We start from the raw sequence: 15,240 nt of genomic DNA, 5'->3' as shown, positions 1-15,240 counted from the left end.
AAATCACAAAGGACACATAATTAATAGATTAAACCCGCTTTTCTTACAGCTAAATAAAGAATGCGTATAGCCTGGATTGGAAAAAAATCACCCTTTTGCGGCAATGTCACCTACAGTCGAGAAATTACAAATGCCTTGCTAGATAGGGGACATCAAGTTAGCTTTCTTCACTTCGCCCAGGAAGAGTCTGAACCTGATAATTGGCCAAATCTTCGAGAGGTCTCTTTACCTTTCATTTACAAGTCCCAGGTTTACACAATTCCTACTTTTAAAGCCACCAAAGTTTTAACCGATTCACTGCGGGAAATCAAACCAGATGTAGTCCATGCTTCCTTGACCTTATCTCCTCTAGACTTTTTTCTACCGGAAATCTGTGAGGAACTGAGGTTGCCCCTAGTTGCCACTTTTCACACGCCATTTGCTGGCAAGGGTGCAAAACTGGTATCAGGAACACAACTTTTGGCTTATCAGCTCTACGCGCCTTTTTTAGTTAACTACGATCGCGTGATTGTATTTTCCCAAATTCAGCGAGAATTATTGGCAGGGATGGGTGTAAGAGAAGAAAATATTGCCGTAATTCCCAATGGTGTTGATACTGCTAAGTATTCTCCAGGATTTTCTCAAATTAAAGCAGAATTTAAAGCCGAACGTTTATTTGTCTATCAGGGTCGCATAGCACCAGAGAAAAATGTCGAGGCTCTTCTCCGCGCTTGGAAGCAGTCGGCAATGAGTCCTGGTACGAAGTTGCTAATTGTTGGCGACGGCCCTTTAAAGTCTTCCTTAGAGCCTTTTTATGGTTCAGAATACGGCATTATCTGGTTGGGATTTGTTGCTGATGAAGACCGACGCATTGAAATTTTGCGGGGCGCAGATGTATTTGTTTTGCCTTCATTGGTAGAGGGTTTGTCCTTATCTCTGTTAGAAGGAATGTCATGTGGGTTGGCTTGTTTAGCAACAGATGTGGGTGCAGATGGAGAAGTCTTGGAAAAGGGTGCAGGTGTAGTTATTAGTACCAAAACGGCGCGATCGCAATTGAGAACCCTCTTGCCAGTGCTGCAAGACCATCCAGAGTTAACAACCCTACTGGGGCAAAAAGCTAGAGTGCGTGTATTAGACCGCTATACCCTTAGTAAAAATATTAGTCTGCTGGAAGAACTATATAAAGGAGTTTTAGCACAGCGACCTCTACCACTAAGTCGTAGAGCGTAAGGAAAAGGAAAAAGTGCGATCGCACTGGAAATTCTAAGATGCTAATGAGTGCGATCGAGCAACAATGTTAGCCAGCATTGGCTAGTATTCTAATCATACAATTATTTGTGATTTATGAATACAGATACCTGACTAAAGAAAGTTAACGAAATGAAGTATGATGCAAGTCAGATAAAGTTGATAAATATCCCTGACTTAGAGCAGCTAGAAGATGGAAAGTGCTGCCGAACATACGTCTATATCCTTCACAACTCCGTTGCCGGAGCAAAACGTTATCGATCAAATTGCAAATAGTTTGGAGAAGAGATTCACCTTTTCAAAAGAAGTATATGAGATTCCTGAAGATGTTGAAATTTATGCATCTATTTTCATGGAGCGTTTACAAAATAACGAAGCCAGAGTTCGTGTTTTGACACATCAACCAGAAGAAGATTGCGTTTACATCTTTGGGATATACACTCTGCCACGCAAAATTGAGGAAAGGTTTGGAATGGTACAGTCGATTCAGGGACAACAGCGAGAGGCTTGGATTACTGACAGACGTTAGGGTATTACTTATCAATCAATTAATCTTTGAATTATCCACTAAAGACCATCCTAAACTGGTTGGCTGTTCATAAACCCGCTTTAGAGTATTTACATCTCTGGCAGAAATAGGTGACGGGTTACGAACTTGAGAAAAGTATAAAGCATCAGTTTGTAGCGGACTATGACCCCAAATTCCCAATGCATGACCGAATTCGTGGCGGGTAGCTGCAATGAGATACTCACCTGTTTGACTAGGGCTTAACAAGATGGTGAAGCGGTGGGATAAAATTTTGTTGCTGGTGTATAACTCGTAAGTCGTTTGTGCCGATCGCGCACGGGGTATATTACTACCAGGCGAAGTTTGTAGAGGTGGCGCTTTTCGGACAATCGTAATATCAGCAACTTCTGGCTGTTCGACTACTGTTAAAGGTAAATAAGTACTCCACTCCTGTACACCCTGCAAGACACCATTAACCCATGCTTGAGCTTGTTTTTCGCTGACAGATTTTGGTGGTTCTACGTAAACTCGAATAGGAAATTGTGACCAGACTAAATAACCAACTTGGGTTGTTGTGATTTGGGAAAAGTAGTCACCACTGTTAGTGTTATCTTGCCACTGCGCCAGTGTGGGCGGTAAGGGATGGGGTTTTGAGGAAGTGGGGAGAGAAATTATTAAATCTGAATGTATATATTCTGGTACTATTGCAAACCCATTACTCAACTGGATATTAGTAAAAATGACTAACAGCCCTGTGCCAATCAACAAGGCAAGAGCTGTAATTAACCGTCGTGAAATTAAATTTATTAGGGTGTTAAGTATCGGGTGTTGGGTTCTTTTCCCCATTTACCTATCCTTATTTAGGCAGCCAACCAGCACTTAAAACTACTGTTAAACCGAGAAAAATTACTGTCAATGCCCAAGTAATTCGGTTTAAGGTGTTTTCTGCACTTTTGGTGCTGCTAAATAATTGGGCTTGTCCACCAATGGCACCAATGCCATCACCTTTGGGACTATGCAGTAAAACCAAGATAATCAAACCAGTGGCGGAAAATGCCCAAATGCCTTGCACGATATTACTAACTGTCATGGTAGGAATCTCATTTATAACAAGTTTTCAAACAGGGAGTTAGGAGTTAGGAGTTAGGAGTTAAGAAAGTTTTAATTCATCACCTTGACTATTAACTCTTAACTCCTCACTATTAACTGTTTTACAGCCCTACTTGCACGGGAGTGCGAGTACGTTGCAGCTCGTATTCTGCTGTTTTCAGCAGCGATCGCCCGGTCATTTCTAGTGGCTGAGGCAGCTGTAAAATCTCTAGAATCGTGGGAGCGATGTCGGATAGCTTGCCATCGCTTCGCAATTCGACATTTGTACCATATCCAGGGATTTTGACTTTCTCTCCTTCCACCAAGATGAAGGGGACTGGGTTAGTGGTATGAGCCGTCCAGGGATTACCCCCTTCATCTAGCATATACTCAGCGTTGCCGTGATCGGCAGTAATAATTGTTGTACCACCAGCTTTGATAACGCTCTCTAACAAACGTCCCAAACAGCGATCGACTGTTTCAATTGCTGTAATGGTAGCGTCTATTTGACCCGTATGCCCTACCATGTCTGGGTTAGCATAGTTAATCACAACTAGGGAATATATACCCTTTTGAATCGCAGCGATCGCAACATCTGTAACTGCTGCTGCTGACATTGCTGGGGCGTGGTCGTAAGTTGCTACCATCGGGCTACTTACTAGTTCCCGATCTTCTCCGGGAAAAGGTTCCTCCAGACCCCCATTAAAGAAATAGGTGACGTGGGCGTATTTCTCTGTTTCGGAGGTGCGGAACTGATTCAAACTATGATTGGCTATAACTTCTCCCAGAATGTTACTGAGATTCTGAGGCTCAAAGGCTACAGCCACGGGTAAGTCTGGATCGTACTGCGTAAAAGTGACAAAAGACAGTGGTGTGATTTGCTGCCTTTCAAAACCATTAAACGTGGGACTGACTAAAGCTTGAGTCAGTTGTCTGGAGCGATCGGGGCGGAAGTTGAAAAATATCACCCCATCCCCTGGTTCTATTGCGCCTGGTGCAATTCGGATTGGGTTGATAAATTCATCTTTTACCCCTTCGGCATAGGATGCTTGCAAGATTTCTACAGCCGTGCGATTATCACCTGCACCATCTTGGGTCATCACGTCGTAGGCGCGTTTGACTCGATCCCAGCGGCGATCGCGATCCATCGCGTAGTAGCGACCGCTGAGGGTGACTATGCGCCCAATTCCTGTGCGGTCTATATAATTTTGCAGTAGCGCGATCGCTCTTACACCGTCAGTTGGGGCGGTGTCACGACCATCGGTGATAGCGTGAATACAAATTTCTGGAATTTGCTGATCTTTGGCTAGGTCAAGTAGTCCGAATAGATGGGTGATATGCGAATGTACCCCTCCTTCAGAACAAAGCCCGACTAGATGCAGCTTGCTATTCCGAGAACGAACTTCCTGGCAAATTTTGACAAGTGCTGGTTTTAAGGCAATAGAACCGTCTTCGACTGCATCGGAGATGCGTACAAGTTCTTGCGGTACCACTCGTCCAGCACCAATGTTCAAATGACCAACTTCCGAGTTGCCCATTTGACCTTCTGGCAACCCTACGGCTTTTCCTGATGTGTGGATGAGGGTATGCGGGTAAGCTGCCCATAGACTGTCCACAATGGGAGTTTTAGCCGCAATAATGGCGTTTCCTCGCGTTTGGTCGCAGTAGCCCCATCCGTCTAAAATGACTAGCACCACAGGAGCAACAGGTGCTTTGGTCATAGTAAAATTGCCCTTTACTTTTTGTAATACCCGAATGATACCACTGCTAATCCACGCCGCAAGTGAATTTTTGCTTATTAACTTCTTTTACGAAGGACTTGCGGTTTTTGGAAATATTTTTTAAATTTTAGTAATTTTCCTGTGATGTTTTAGAACTCTTATAACGAGTGATTACTTAGTAATAGCGCTAAAACGCTGCTACTACTAAGCCATTTTTTAGTTTCTCATTTCCTTTTCGTGGAAGCTTTAGCTGCTTTAGCCGCTTTTTTCGCTGCTTTTTCGGCTTCTATTGCAGCTAATTTTGCCTGTTCTTTTTCTTCGGCAATTTTTTGGAGATAGTAATGATAATCTCCTAAATAGACGCGGAATTCGCCATCACGAATTTCGACGATTTTATTTGCTACTTGAGAAATAAAGTAGCGGTCATGAGAGACTACAATTGCTGTGCCATCATAGTTTTGGAGCGCCTCTTCCAGCATTTCTTTAGCTGGAATATCTAGGTGGTTTGTCGGCTCATCTAAAATTAGTAGGTTAGCAGGACGTAAGAGCATTTTTGCCAATGCCAAACGAGCTTTTTCTCCTCCACTTAATGCCCCAACCGGTTTAAATACTGTGTCACCGGTAAATAAGAAGCGTCCCAAAAGCGTGCGGACTTCTTGATTATCCCAGTCGGGAACTTCATCATGGATAGTTTCCATGACAGTTTTCTTTAAGTCCAAGGCTTCAGCTTGATTTTGCTCAAAGTAACCGGGGATAACGTTATGATCGCCTAATTTAACGATACCTTCTGTGGGTGGTTCCATACCCATAATTACGCGCAGAAGGGTAGATTTTCCAGCACCGTTGGGGCCAAGAAATGCAATGCGATCGCCTCTTTCAATCAGGAGGTTTGCTGCCAAGAACAGGATTTTATCACCATAAAGATGAGTTAAATCTTGAATTTCCACTACTTCGCGTCCACTGCGAGGTGCAGGTGGAAAACGGAAATGTAGAGTTCTTACTCCAGCAATGGGTGCTTCAATACGCTCGATTTTTTCGAGTTGCTTTTCCCGGCTTTTTGCCTGAGTACTGCGGGTAGCACTGGCGCGGAATCTATCAACAAAGGTTTGCTGTTTCTCTAATTCTTTCTGTTGGCGTTCGTAGGCACTAAGTTGTGCTGATTGACTTTCAGCTTTTTGTGACAAATATGCTGAGTAGTTACCGAGGTAGGTACTAGAAACGCCACGTTCAGTTTCCACAATTTGAGTGCAGAGGCGGTCAAGGAACTCCCGGTCATGGGAGACTATTACCATCGGCGTAACCAGTCCTCTGAGGTAATTTTCCAACCACTCAATGGTTTCTAAATCTAGGTGGTTAGTCGGTTCATCCAGTAGCAACAAGTCGGGTTTTTGCAGCAGAATTTTACCTAAACTCATCCGCATTTGCCAACCACCACTGAAGGCACTGACGAGGCGATCGCCATCTTCTAGCCCAAACCCCATCTCTGGTAAAATTTTCCCGATGCGTGCATCTAAGTTGTAACCATCCAAGGCTTCAAATTTGCGCTGCAAGCGATCCAACTTGTCGATCAGCCGATCCAGTTCGTCTGGGCTAGCGGTTTCCATCTCTTGTGGCACATGCGCCAGAGATAACTGTACTTCGTTAGCTTCTTTGAAGACAGTCCAAAATTCTTCTCTAACGGTGCGGGTGGGGTCTACTTCAAATTCTTGGTTGAGGTAAGCTATGTGTAAGCTATTAGGACGGATAATTTCGCCTGCGGTGGGTTCAATTTCCCCAGAGATGATTTTGAGTTGAGTAGATTTTCCAGCACCGTTGACACCGACTAAGCCAATGCGATCGCCTGGTTTAACTTCCCAGTTGATATCTTTGAGAACTTCGCCTGTGGGATAAATTTTACTTATATGTTCTAGTCGCAGCATTAAGTTTCTCTCAGGTAGGGAGTGGGTGGTTGAGGACGAAGTACTAACACCGCCTCTAATATTAACAAAAATTAACTATAAATTCGTCGCGATCGAGTCGGGGAGGCGCAAACAAAATTTGACTTGAGTCACGGATAAAATTTACCACATCTATCTTAAGACTGGCTTTATATTATTTGTCCAACTTCTTCAACACTCAAATCTAACGCCTCTGCTACTTGTTCTACAGTCAACCCTGCTGCCAACATTGCTGGTACTGCTTTTAGTTTCCCTTTAATCTCACCTCTAACCTCACCTTGTTCAATGCCTTGTTCAACCCCTTCCTGAAAGGCTTCCTGATAAAATCTGGTTTGCTTTAACTCACTTAAGCCAAACATTTCTTCCATCTCCTCCCTACTCATTGCAGGAAATTTGTAAGCCAAAATAGTCTCTATAAATTGTAATAATTGCTGCTGTTTTGATGGTGAGTTTATCTCGGACTTGGTTCTGTCTATCAACTCCCTTGCTTGTGCGATCGCAATGTCTTCGGTTGCAATTACTAATTTAGCAGTTGCAATGCCAATTGGAAGCGATCCACCTTCACCTAATTCATCCAAATAAATGCGCCTGACGCGCCCACTTGTGAAAAACTCACGGTAATGTTTGATATCTCCTGTATCTACATTCCTGTTTGGGTATAAAACCACAGCACCCCAGTCATTTGATGGTTGATTTTGACGGAGGTATAAACATATTTCTGCAATTAGCCGTGAATAAATTTCCCCATCAGCTTGAAATTGCACTTCAACAAAGTAAATCTGGTTCTCGCTTCCTTGTGTAGGCAAAAACACACCATCGATTCTGAAGGCTGTTTGTTTGATTTCAACTGATGAAAATTGATAAAGGCTAGCTGATTCTGGAGGATTACCAAGTAGTTCAAAAAAGATATCAGGGAATTCTTGAAACAGCCGATAAAAGATGATGTCTGTTTTCACAATTTTATATCATTTGAATATTTTGATTTGCTGTTCATGTGTTACTTGTTTCTCCAGAACCATCTCGCACTTTCAGCAATTGCTCTTTTGCCATCCCTAATATCCGTGAAAGGGGCGCTAATAAACTATCATCAAATGCTTCTCCAGCATAAATATTATTCAGTTCAGTTGGAGATAATTTAAAGGTGTCGCAGAATTTAGCAAACTCCTGATTACTCAAGTCAAGCTCTTTTTGCCTATCTTGAAGTAAAACTGCGATCGCTCTAGTTCCATACTTTGGACGTTCACTAGTTTTTACATATTTTTCCATTAAATAATATACTTTCCTGGTATCGCCTCCCAGTTTTTTAATTAAATCAGTACAAGCCATTTTTAGTGCTTTTTTTAAAACTTCTTCTTCATTTAAAAACTTAATAATTTCGCCAGCATATTCTGGTTTAAAAAATCCCACTAAATCACCTTTATGGTAAACTGGGATATAAGGCTCATTTGATTCAAAATGCCAATCTAATGGTTCGTTGCGTAGTGACATAGCTGCACCCCTAAATATTTTAAGATTGCACCATTTTAAAACCATTTATTCCTTAACTGCCAGTAAAATACTCTAGCTTTGGCGATTAGAAATCGCAGCTATACAGACAAAACACACCTCTGTGGGTTCCAACTTGCTGGAACCCATGCAGACGGACTTAGTTTGTACAGCCATTACGTATTTCTACCAGAACCTTTAACTCAGCCAAAATTAGCGATGCGATCGCCTCGCTCATTACCAAGGTTCCAAGCGATTGTGTTCTACAAAATAATTATCGATGATTACAAAACTGACATCTCAACAAGAAGAATCCATCGCATCTTATCAGCAAAAATGGAGAGCGATTAATTTATCTATAGAGCGTATAAATCGCAATAGAGTATTGGCTGTACTAGAAGATGTATACAATTTTTATGCTGAAAGTTTTACAATGCCTGAAATCACTTTTTTTGAGAGTCCGTATGCTGCTTTTAGTGCTGAGTTAAGACTTGCAACAGCTAACTTCAACGGTCTTAGTGATGATGAAATTATTAATCAGGTAGCTAGCTTACAAACTATTTGTGGCGAAGGTAAACCAAGAACTCATTTATGGTGGGATTTAAATACGGAATTATATCCAAGCGGACTGAATCCTCAAATCAGTCTAGAAATTTGGAAAGTTTTAGATGAAAATCTTACGGATAAAGTAGGTAGTAGAATTCATACGCAATTATGGAATGTTTTATGGGATTGGCTTTGCGAAAGGTTAAGTAGTGAGTTGAAAGACTGTCCTGATGCTTTTGGTCGTTTTTACGATAACTTTATTTATCCTAATTCTGAATGGGCAAGCTACGCTGGACTATTCGACTATTGCATCAATGAACTAGGTTGCCAGCATAACCAGGAGCAATGGCAGGTTTACAAAGATTTATGTACTGAGTGTGGTTGGTGGTTTATACCAATGCCTATACATTACATAATTTGTGATAGACCTACAAAATTACTGCTTGATAATTACGGCAAACTCCATGCTGATGGAGAAACTGCAATTCAGTTTGCTGATGGTTTCGGTTTATACGCTCATCACGGTAAAGTTGATTCAATTTGTTTTCCCTAAAGTTATTTACTCTGTCTTGTCGTCAAAGGTCAGGCTCAAACCCAACGAACTAAGCATCCCGTTGTCAAGAAACTGTCAAAATCAACACCAATAAACAAAAAGCAGCGTAAATTTTCTTAGGCTTTAAGAATTTAACTCAGTTTGTAAAATAACTGCGGTAATTTATGATGCCTAGTTTTTTATTCACCCAAAATTTACGCTAACACTTATTTTTTGTCCAAAGTTTAATAATCGGGGGAACAATATTGAGTTTCGCAATGTTCCTTTTCCAAATTGAGGAAGTTTGACTAAGTAGGTGTGTGCAATTAACTTTTAGTAGCTTTTCAATCAGTACAACGTTTTCATGTCAATCTATTTATATATTTAATTCAGCTTTAATTCAGCCCACCTACTTACTTACAAATATTGGGCATCATCTGTTAGATCAAGGGATAACGTGTCTCTAAATAACAAATGAGCGTTAGAAAAATGGTAGGAATTATCCTTCCCATTCTTGACGAGTATCGCACAGAAAATTGTCTGCGATCGCATCATCAAATAAATAGGGGCAATGCTCTGGAAAAGTTCGTAATGGTAAGTTAGTTTCTCGTAGCGCCAAATCGACTCCCGCTTCAAAGCCATCTAACAAGGCTTCTTCTGTTCGAGACTTTAAACTGGGGTTCTGTCGTAAATGCCTATGGATGGCGCGGCGCTGTTCTCGAATTGTTAAAAACCAACTGCGAGAGCGTTGTTCGGGTTGATACTCCCACTTCAAGAGATGACCGAGTAATACACTCAGACGGCTCACGAGTTCCCGATACTCCTGTCTCCCTAAAGCTTGAATTTCCTCTTGCAGGTGTTGCCAGTCCAGTTCCATAACTAGCCTCTGCTCTAACGCTTTAGCCTGCTGCTGTGTCCAGCCATAGAAGTCTTGGTCATACAAAAAAGGTTTGTCCATAGAGTTAAGAAACGAGAGCTATAGCGCTTCTGGGTTCAGTCCAATACAGACCTAACCCCCAGCCCCTTCCCTACTAGCGTTGGGGAGTAAAATTCAAAGCCTCTCTCCTTTTAGGAGAGAGGTTTGGAGAGAGGTCAGAGTATACTGCATACAAACGAGAAACGTTATATTTTAATGATTTCAATTCAATTCTGAACAAATATTCAACTAGCCTTCGCCTCATCCCCGGATGCTTCAGCCACAGCCGCCAATCTCTCCGCCGCAGCTTGGACAATTTGAGCCACTTGGGCCAAAGGCATGTGCTGGATTTGTCTAAGAATCAGACTCAAATCTGAGGTTTCTGGAATTGGCTTGCCATCAATGCAGCTAATTAACTCTTCCATTGTGTAGCCTGCTTTCGATGCGATTCGAGCCAAATTTTCTGTATCTGGAACCTTCACACCTTTTTCCCACATCTGAACAGCAGTAGCAGATACCCCCAAAAGCTTACCAAATGCTCGCTGACTCATTGAACCGCGAGCTAGTTTAATGATTTCAATCAGTTTTTGTTTGCTTTCGATCTTCACTGCTTATATAGCTAGCCAACTGTATTTACAAGTCTACTTTCAATATTACAAGTTTACTTTTATATTGACAGCCTTGTGTTTTAGTACTAAACTATATCTTTGGTTGTAAATCGGCAACTACAGTCATCAAGCTAGTAGACTAACCCATCTATCTTTAATCAACCCAAAAAACTTAGTTTGCTACGGCAGTTGTGCTAGTAGCTAGACTTTGCTGCGAAGAAATAATATCGAAGGTGCATCATGTTTCGCAAGCCACGCAAAATTAACCAATATCGCCGCAAAGGTAAAAATCTTATAGCCACTAATAAAATTAAACCAGAACAGTGGAACATTTCTGAGGCAGAAACCAAAGAAGCTTTAAAAGTTAAAGGCTACGATGTTAAGCAAATCAAAAAAATCCACCTTTTGAAGCATCAAGTGTGTATTTCTTATTGGGATGCAAAAGGCAATATATGCAGCAGCTTTTTTAGCTACCGGATTTTTGCACGTTGGCAAGAAGAAGCCCAAAAGTTAATTTATACCTGTCAAACCCTGAAGGAATGGGCAAAGCTAAATTACGTCATGAAGTACGAATTTGCCTATTACCATTATCCCAGTGAAATGGAAGATGCACTCCACACGATACTAGAAAACCACCTGTGTGTGTTAAAAGCAACAGTACAACAAGTGGTTTTACAGGAATCTTAATAGCAAAAATTAGTTAGCGGCAGAAGTCGCTAACTCCGCGAGACGTTCTTGTTGGTCTAGAGATATACAAGATTGGATAAGCGTTTCTAAATCACCATCCAAAACAGGGTTAAGAGAATAATTCTGACCTAAGCGGTGATCGGTAGCGCGGTTATCTTTATAATTATAGGTGCGAATTTTTTCCGATCGCGATCCAGTACCAACCTGCGATCGCCGCATGGAAGTAACAGCTTCTTGTTGTTCGCTTAACTTGATTTCATACAACTTCGCCCGCAGAATTTGCATCGCCCGTTCTTTGTTTTGCAACTGGCTGCGTTCTTCTGTACAGAAAATGCGTATTCCCGTTGGTTTGTGCATCAAGTCAACGGCTGTTTCCACCTTGTTGACGTTTTGTCCACCAGCACCACCAGAACGAGCTGTGGTCATTTCAATATCTTTCGGGTCAATGTGAATTTCCACATCATCGACCTCTGGCATAATCGCCACGGTAGCTGTAGAAGTATGAACCCGTCCACCAGACTCAGTTGCCGGCACGCGCTGCACGCGATGCACTCCAGCTTCAAACTTTAGCTGGCTGTAAACATCATTACCTTTAATTTCGAGAATGACCTCTTTCCAGCCACCCATTTCTCCGCGAGATTCGCTCACTAGAGAAACTTTCCAACCTTGAGTCTGGGCATAGCGGGTGTACATCTGCATCAAATCGCCAGCCCAAATACTTGCTTCATCGCCACCAGTACCAGCGCGAATTTCCAACATGATATTCTTTTCATCATTGGGGTCGCGTGGTAACAGTAAGACTTTCAAGCGAGACTCTAAATGTTCTATTTTCTCTTCAAGTTCTTTGACTTCCAGTGATGCCATTTCTTGCAACTCTGGGTCACTTGCAGATTCTTTGTAAACCTGACGCGCTCCGATTAAATCTTCTTGGGCTGTTTTCCAAATTTCATAAGTATTAACGACCTCTTCCAAAGAAGAACGAGACTTAGCAATTTCTTGATACTCATCAGGATTGCTAGCGGTATCGGGGTCGCCAAGACGACGTGTTAATTCATTAAAAGTTTGTTCAACGGATTTTAGTTTGTCCAGTAAGTATGATTCAGCCATGACGATTGCGATCGCTCCTTAAAAAATAACAAATTGGCTCGAGCATATAAATGAAAATCGACCCAGCTGATGCAGGGCCGTCGTTAACAGCAGAGCCAACCCGCTACTTTTTGTTTTGATCGTCGCCAGATGTTTGAGTGCTGCTCATACCGTACTTGCGGAGGAAGCGCTCTACTCGACCTTCAGTGTCAATAATCTTCTGAGTGCCGGTGTAAAATGGGTGATTTCCAGACCAAACATCTACATGCAATTCTGGCTTTGTAGAGCCAATAGTCATAACGACTTGACCGTTGCAGTAAACTTTAGCATCTGGATACCACTTGGGGTGAATATCAGCTTTAGCCATTGTTCCTTTTGTGATGAATCTATCTTTATCAATTATAACTTTCAGGTTTCAATTGGAGCTAGGGATTAGGGACTGGGGACTAGGGATTGGGGACTGGGAAAGATGTAAATAAACAACGGACTTTTCACAATACTCAATTCTCAATACCTAATCTCCAATACCCAGTACCCAGTCCCCAATCGCTTATCGCTTAGAGTACTGAGGCGCTTTCCGAGCTTTATGTAAACCATATTTCTTCCGCTCTTTTGCTCTGGGATCGCGAGTCAAATAACCTTCGGTTTTCAAAGGTGGGCGGTTGTCTGGGTCTAGTTGGCACAAAGCACGAGCAACTCCCAAGCGAACAGAATCAGCCTGTCCGGTCAAGCCGCCGCCTTCTGCTTTTACCAAAATGTCATATTCGTTTTCTAATCCTAGAGTTTCCAGGGGTGCTTTAATCACTCCCAGGTAGTTGGGGTTGAATTGGAAATACAAGGTTCCATCTTTACCGTTCACAATCAGTTGACCGGTGCCTGGAACCAAGCGTACCCGTGCTACTGCGTTCTTACGACGGCCAGTACCCCAGTATACGGCGCGACCGCTATTAGCATCTGCTACTACCATTAATTTTCTTCTCCAGGAATTGTACTAACTTTTAGTTCTTTAGGTTTTTGAGCATCATGGGGATGCGTAGGCCCAGCGTAAACTTTCAGCTTGGTGAACAACTGCTTACCGAGGCTATTTTTAGGTAGCATACCTTTAACAGCTTGTTCTAAAATCCGCTCTGGTATGCGCTCTTGCAGTTTAGCGAAAGTTTCGGTTTTCATCCCACCGGGGCGACCAGAATGGCGGCGGTAAAGCTTTTGAGTGCGCTTTTTGCCTGTAACTGCTACTTTCTCGGCATTGATGACGATTACGAAGTCACCTGTATCTAAATGAGGCGTATATTCGGGTTTCTTTTTGCCTCTTAATACCTGAGCGATTTCGCTGGCGAGGCGACCGAGACGTTTATCGGTGGCATCTACTATGTACCACTCACGCTCAAGGGTTGCTTGAGAAGGAAGGTATGTTTTAACTATTGTCATTTGTCATTTGTCCTTTGTCATTTTTAATTTGTCATTAGTCATTTGTCCTTTGTCATTTGTTATTTGTCCTTTGCCCTTTGTCAGTTGTCCTTAGTTATTCACTAATGACCAATGACTAATGACCAATGACTAATGACCAATGACTAATGACTCTTGACTAGTGACGAACTTTGGCAAGGTGTCGTACCAAATCTCTTTTGGAAAGGGAAAATCGGGATAGCCGACTCGCAACAAGCACAAGCCTTGAGGCGGTGCGGCATATTTCACTTCTTCCCGACGTTCTTGTTTCCAGAGTTCGGTGAAGCTAGAAAGTGTTCGTTCTCCAGAACCTACTTGTACCAGCATCCCTACCAACAGCCGTACCATGCCATACAAAAATCCATCTGCCTGTATTTCAATATGGATAAATGGCCCACTGCGACGACACTCTGCTGCTTGCACCTCTACCCAGGAATGCGATCGCTTTGAGCCTGCACGGTGGAAAGCAGCTAAGTGATGCTTTCCCAAGAGAGGTTTCAAGGCAGCTTGGATTAAAGATTCATCCAGGGGTGCATAATAATAATGCCAACTGAAGGGTCTTACAAACAAGTTAAGCCGATCTTCAGTATATATTGTGTAGCGATACCGTCGATAGGCTGCACTAAAGCGAGCGTGCCAACGGTTATCGACACTAGCTGAAGCCCTGATTAATATATCTGGCGGCAGGTAGCTGTTGAGGATTGTTGCCCACTTGTGAGGCGGAATAAAACCTGTTGCTTCAAAATGGGCTACTTGAGCAGCAGCGTGAACTCCTGAATCGGTTCGCCCAGCCCCATGTAGTGTTACATGATGCCCAAGAATAGTCGCGATCGCAATTTCGATCTCTTCTTGGACTGTCCGGTGTTGTTTTTGCCTTTGCCAGCCATGAAAATGAGTGCCCAGGTATTGGATTACCAAGGCTACTCGATGAGTTTGTGTCGGCTGGTGGCTTTCTAACATACAGATTTTGTCCTTTGTCATTTGTCTTTTGTCAGTTGTCCTTTGTTATTCACTAATACTTCGACTTCGCTCAGTACAAGTGATCAATGACTAATGACGAATGACTAATGACTTAAACCAATTCAATTATTGCCATTTTTGCATTATCGCCCCGACGCGGTACGGTATGCAGGATGCGGGTATAACCGCCCTGGCGATCGCCATATCGAGTAGGAGCTTGCTCAAATAGAGCGTGAACCAGTTGTTTGTCGAAGATATAGCCAAGGGCTTCACGGCGTGCCGCCAAGGAGCCATTTTTAGCTAGGGTAATCATTTTTTCCACTTCACTGCGGAGAACTTTCGCTCTAATTAAAGTGGTGGTGATCTTACCATGACGGATCAGCTCGGTGGCGAGCGATCGCAGTAAAGCACGGCGTTGATCGGCTGGTTTACTGAGTTTTTTGACGCGACAACGGTGACGCATAATTATGCACTATGAATTATGAACGGTTT

Annotated in this window: 19 protein-coding genes; 5 read left to right on the top strand and 14 right to left on the bottom strand. The window is 42.6% G+C overall.

The features are described 5' to 3' along the window. Nucleotides 1–60 precede the first annotated feature (60 nt). Entirely contained in the window at nt 61–1,209 is a 1,149-nt protein-coding gene (locus RMZ42_RS15670) for a glycosyltransferase family 4 protein (protein WP_322672245.1), read from the top strand. A gap of 211 nt (nt 1,210–1,420) precedes the next feature. Beyond that, nucleotides 1,421–1,756, top strand: coding sequence for a hypothetical protein (locus tag RMZ42_RS15665; RefSeq protein WP_322672244.1), 336 nt, complete (start codon nt 1,421–1,423; stop codon nt 1,754–1,756). A 15-nt stretch (nt 1,757–1,771) separates the two neighbouring features. On the opposite strand, the gene RMZ42_RS15660 is transcribed toward RMZ42_RS15665, so the two are convergent. The 6 genes from RMZ42_RS15660 to RMZ42_RS15635 form a co-directional block, all read right to left on the bottom strand. Beyond that, entirely contained in the window at nt 1,772–2,581 is an 810-nt protein-coding gene (locus RMZ42_RS15660; protein WP_322672243.1) for a peptidase, read from the bottom strand. Nucleotides 2,582–2,591: 10 nt separating this feature from the next. Continuing rightward, nucleotides 2,592–2,825 carry a preprotein translocase subunit SecG gene (gene secG / locus RMZ42_RS15655; RefSeq protein ID WP_118167599.1) on the bottom strand — a complete coding sequence of 78 codons (234 nt, stop codon included), beginning with the start codon at nt 2,823–2,825 and terminating at the stop codon, nt 2,592–2,594. Nucleotides 2,826–2,946: 121 nt separating this feature from the next. Beyond that, entirely contained in the window at nt 2,947–4,545 is a 1,599-nt protein-coding gene (gpmI, locus tag RMZ42_RS15650) for a 2,3-bisphosphoglycerate-independent phosphoglycerate mutase (RefSeq protein WP_322672242.1), read from the bottom strand. Nucleotides 4,546–4,769: 224 nt separating this feature from the next. Continuing rightward, complete coding sequence (locus tag RMZ42_RS15645; protein WP_322672241.1) at nt 4,770–6,464, bottom strand: ABC-F family ATP-binding cassette domain-containing protein; 1,695 nt, start codon at nt 6,462–6,464, stop codon at nt 4,770–4,772. Between the two features lie 167 nt (nt 6,465–6,631). Further along, nucleotides 6,632–7,438: an Rpn family recombination-promoting nuclease/putative transposase gene (locus RMZ42_RS15640; RefSeq protein WP_322672240.1), complete on the bottom strand. Its 807-nt coding sequence runs from the start codon at nt 7,436–7,438 to the stop codon at nt 6,632–6,634. 34 nt (nt 7,439–7,472) lie between these two features. Then, nucleotides 7,473–7,970, bottom strand: coding sequence for a hypothetical protein (locus tag RMZ42_RS15635; RefSeq protein WP_322672239.1), 498 nt, complete (start codon nt 7,968–7,970; stop codon nt 7,473–7,475). 78 nt (nt 7,971–8,048) lie between these two features. On the opposite strand from RMZ42_RS15635, the gene RMZ42_RS15630 reads away from it, so the two are divergent. Continuing rightward, nucleotides 8,049–8,318 (top strand): hypothetical protein, encoded by a 270-nt coding sequence (locus RMZ42_RS15630; RefSeq protein ID WP_322672238.1) that lies wholly within the window; start codon nt 8,049–8,051, stop codon nt 8,316–8,318. Further along, nucleotides 8,248–9,066 (top strand): DUF6745 domain-containing protein, encoded by an 819-nt coding sequence (locus RMZ42_RS15625; RefSeq protein ID WP_322672237.1) that lies wholly within the window; start codon nt 8,248–8,250, stop codon nt 9,064–9,066. Before RMZ42_RS15630 ends, RMZ42_RS15625 begins: the two co-directional genes overlap by 71 nt. Before the next feature lie 478 nt (nt 9,067–9,544). Here RMZ42_RS15625 and RMZ42_RS15620 read toward each other — a convergent pair whose 3' ends face one another. Together RMZ42_RS15620 and RMZ42_RS15615 are read right to left on the bottom strand one after the other, a co-directional pair. Beyond that, nucleotides 9,545–10,003 (bottom strand): DUF29 domain-containing protein, encoded by a 459-nt coding sequence (locus RMZ42_RS15620; protein ID WP_322672236.1) that lies wholly within the window; start codon nt 10,001–10,003, stop codon nt 9,545–9,547. Nucleotides 10,004–10,206: 203 nt separating this feature from the next. Further along, nucleotides 10,207–10,569 carry a helix-turn-helix domain-containing protein gene (locus RMZ42_RS15615; RefSeq protein ID WP_094328443.1) on the bottom strand — a complete coding sequence of 121 codons (363 nt, stop codon included), beginning with the start codon at nt 10,567–10,569 and terminating at the stop codon, nt 10,207–10,209. Between the two features lie 240 nt (nt 10,570–10,809). Here RMZ42_RS15615 and RMZ42_RS15610 point away from each other — a divergent pair, with 240 nt between their 5' ends. Further along, entirely contained in the window at nt 10,810–11,256 is a 447-nt protein-coding gene (locus RMZ42_RS15610; RefSeq protein WP_322672235.1) for a hypothetical protein, read from the top strand. 9 nt (nt 11,257–11,265) lie between these two features. On the opposite strand, the gene prfA is transcribed toward RMZ42_RS15610, so the two are convergent. The 6 genes from prfA to rplQ form a co-directional block, all read right to left on the bottom strand. Then, nucleotides 11,266–12,363, bottom strand: coding sequence for a peptide chain release factor 1 (gene prfA / locus RMZ42_RS15605; protein WP_322672234.1), 1,098 nt, complete (start codon nt 12,361–12,363; stop codon nt 11,266–11,268). A gap of 103 nt (nt 12,364–12,466) precedes the next feature. Further along, on the bottom strand, nt 12,467–12,709 hold the full coding sequence (gene rpmE / locus RMZ42_RS15600) for a 50S ribosomal protein L31 (protein ID WP_109011936.1): 243 nt from the start codon (nt 12,707–12,709) through the stop codon (nt 12,467–12,469). A 183-nt stretch (nt 12,710–12,892) separates the two neighbouring features. Continuing rightward, on the bottom strand, nt 12,893–13,309 hold the full coding sequence (rpsI, locus tag RMZ42_RS15595; RefSeq protein ID WP_104906415.1) for a 30S ribosomal protein S9: 417 nt from the start codon (nt 13,307–13,309) through the stop codon (nt 12,893–12,895). Beyond that, nucleotides 13,309–13,764 (bottom strand): 50S ribosomal protein L13, encoded by a 456-nt coding sequence (gene rplM / locus RMZ42_RS15590; protein ID WP_322672303.1) that lies wholly within the window; start codon nt 13,762–13,764, stop codon nt 13,309–13,311. The genes rpsI and rplM overlap by 1 nt, the downstream gene beginning before the upstream one ends. A gap of 135 nt (nt 13,765–13,899) precedes the next feature. Next, nucleotides 13,900–14,748: a tRNA pseudouridine(38-40) synthase TruA gene (gene truA / locus RMZ42_RS15585; protein WP_322672302.1), complete on the bottom strand. Its 849-nt coding sequence runs from the start codon at nt 14,746–14,748 to the stop codon at nt 13,900–13,902. A gap of 112 nt (nt 14,749–14,860) precedes the next feature. After that, nucleotides 14,861–15,211 carry a 50S ribosomal protein L17 gene (rplQ, locus tag RMZ42_RS15580; protein WP_100901254.1) on the bottom strand — a complete coding sequence of 117 codons (351 nt, stop codon included), beginning with the start codon at nt 15,209–15,211 and terminating at the stop codon, nt 14,861–14,863. Nucleotides 15,212–15,240: the final 29 nt, after the last annotated feature.

Source organism: Nostoc sp. DedQUE05, from assembly GCF_034530955.1.
In the GTDB taxonomy this organism is placed as follows: Bacteria; Cyanobacteriota; Cyanobacteriia; order Cyanobacteriales; family Nostocaceae; genus Nostoc.
Note: the sequence above shows the minus strand (reverse complement) of the source record. Positions and strands in the feature narration are given on the sequence as shown.

Excerpts from the sequence above, each read along its gene's own strand:
- RMZ42_RS15670 (WP_322672245.1), top strand. The coding sequence starts at position 61 with ATGCGTATAGCCTGGATTGGAAAAAAATCACCCTTTTGCGGCAATGTC.
- RMZ42_RS15665 (WP_322672244.1), top strand. The coding sequence starts at position 1,421 with ATGGAAAGTGCTGCCGAACATACGTCTATATCCTTCACAACTCCGTTG.
- RMZ42_RS15660 (WP_322672243.1), bottom strand. The coding sequence starts at position 2,581 with ATGGGGAAAAGAACCCAACACCCGATACTTAACACCCTAATAAATTTA.
- secG (WP_118167599.1), bottom strand. The coding sequence starts at position 2,825 with ATGACAGTTAGTAATATCGTGCAAGGCATTTGGGCATTTTCCGCCACT.
- gpmI (WP_322672242.1), bottom strand. The coding sequence starts at position 4,545 with ATGACCAAAGCACCTGTTGCTCCTGTGGTGCTAGTCATTTTAGACGGA.
- RMZ42_RS15645 (WP_322672241.1), bottom strand. The coding sequence starts at position 6,464 with ATGCTGCGACTAGAACATATAAGTAAAATTTATCCCACAGGCGAAGTT.
- RMZ42_RS15635 (WP_322672239.1), bottom strand. The coding sequence starts at position 7,970 with ATGTCACTACGCAACGAACCATTAGATTGGCATTTTGAATCAAATGAG.
- RMZ42_RS15625 (WP_322672237.1), top strand. The coding sequence starts at position 8,248 with ATGATTACAAAACTGACATCTCAACAAGAAGAATCCATCGCATCTTAT.
- RMZ42_RS15620 (WP_322672236.1), bottom strand. The coding sequence starts at position 10,003 with ATGGACAAACCTTTTTTGTATGACCAAGACTTCTATGGCTGGACACAG.
- RMZ42_RS15610 (WP_322672235.1), top strand. The coding sequence starts at position 10,810 with ATGTTTCGCAAGCCACGCAAAATTAACCAATATCGCCGCAAAGGTAAA.
- prfA (WP_322672234.1), bottom strand. The coding sequence starts at position 12,363 with ATGGCTGAATCATACTTACTGGACAAACTAAAATCCGTTGAACAAACT.
- rpmE (WP_109011936.1), bottom strand. The coding sequence starts at position 12,709 with ATGGCTAAAGCTGATATTCACCCCAAGTGGTATCCAGATGCTAAAGTT.
- rpsI (WP_104906415.1), bottom strand. The coding sequence starts at position 13,309 with ATGGTAGTAGCAGATGCTAATAGCGGTCGCGCCGTATACTGGGGTACT.
- truA (WP_322672302.1), bottom strand. The coding sequence starts at position 14,748 with ATGTTAGAAAGCCACCAGCCGACACAAACTCATCGAGTAGCCTTGGTA.
- rplQ (WP_100901254.1), bottom strand. The coding sequence starts at position 15,211 with ATGCGTCACCGTTGTCGCGTCAAAAAACTCAGTAAACCAGCCGATCAA.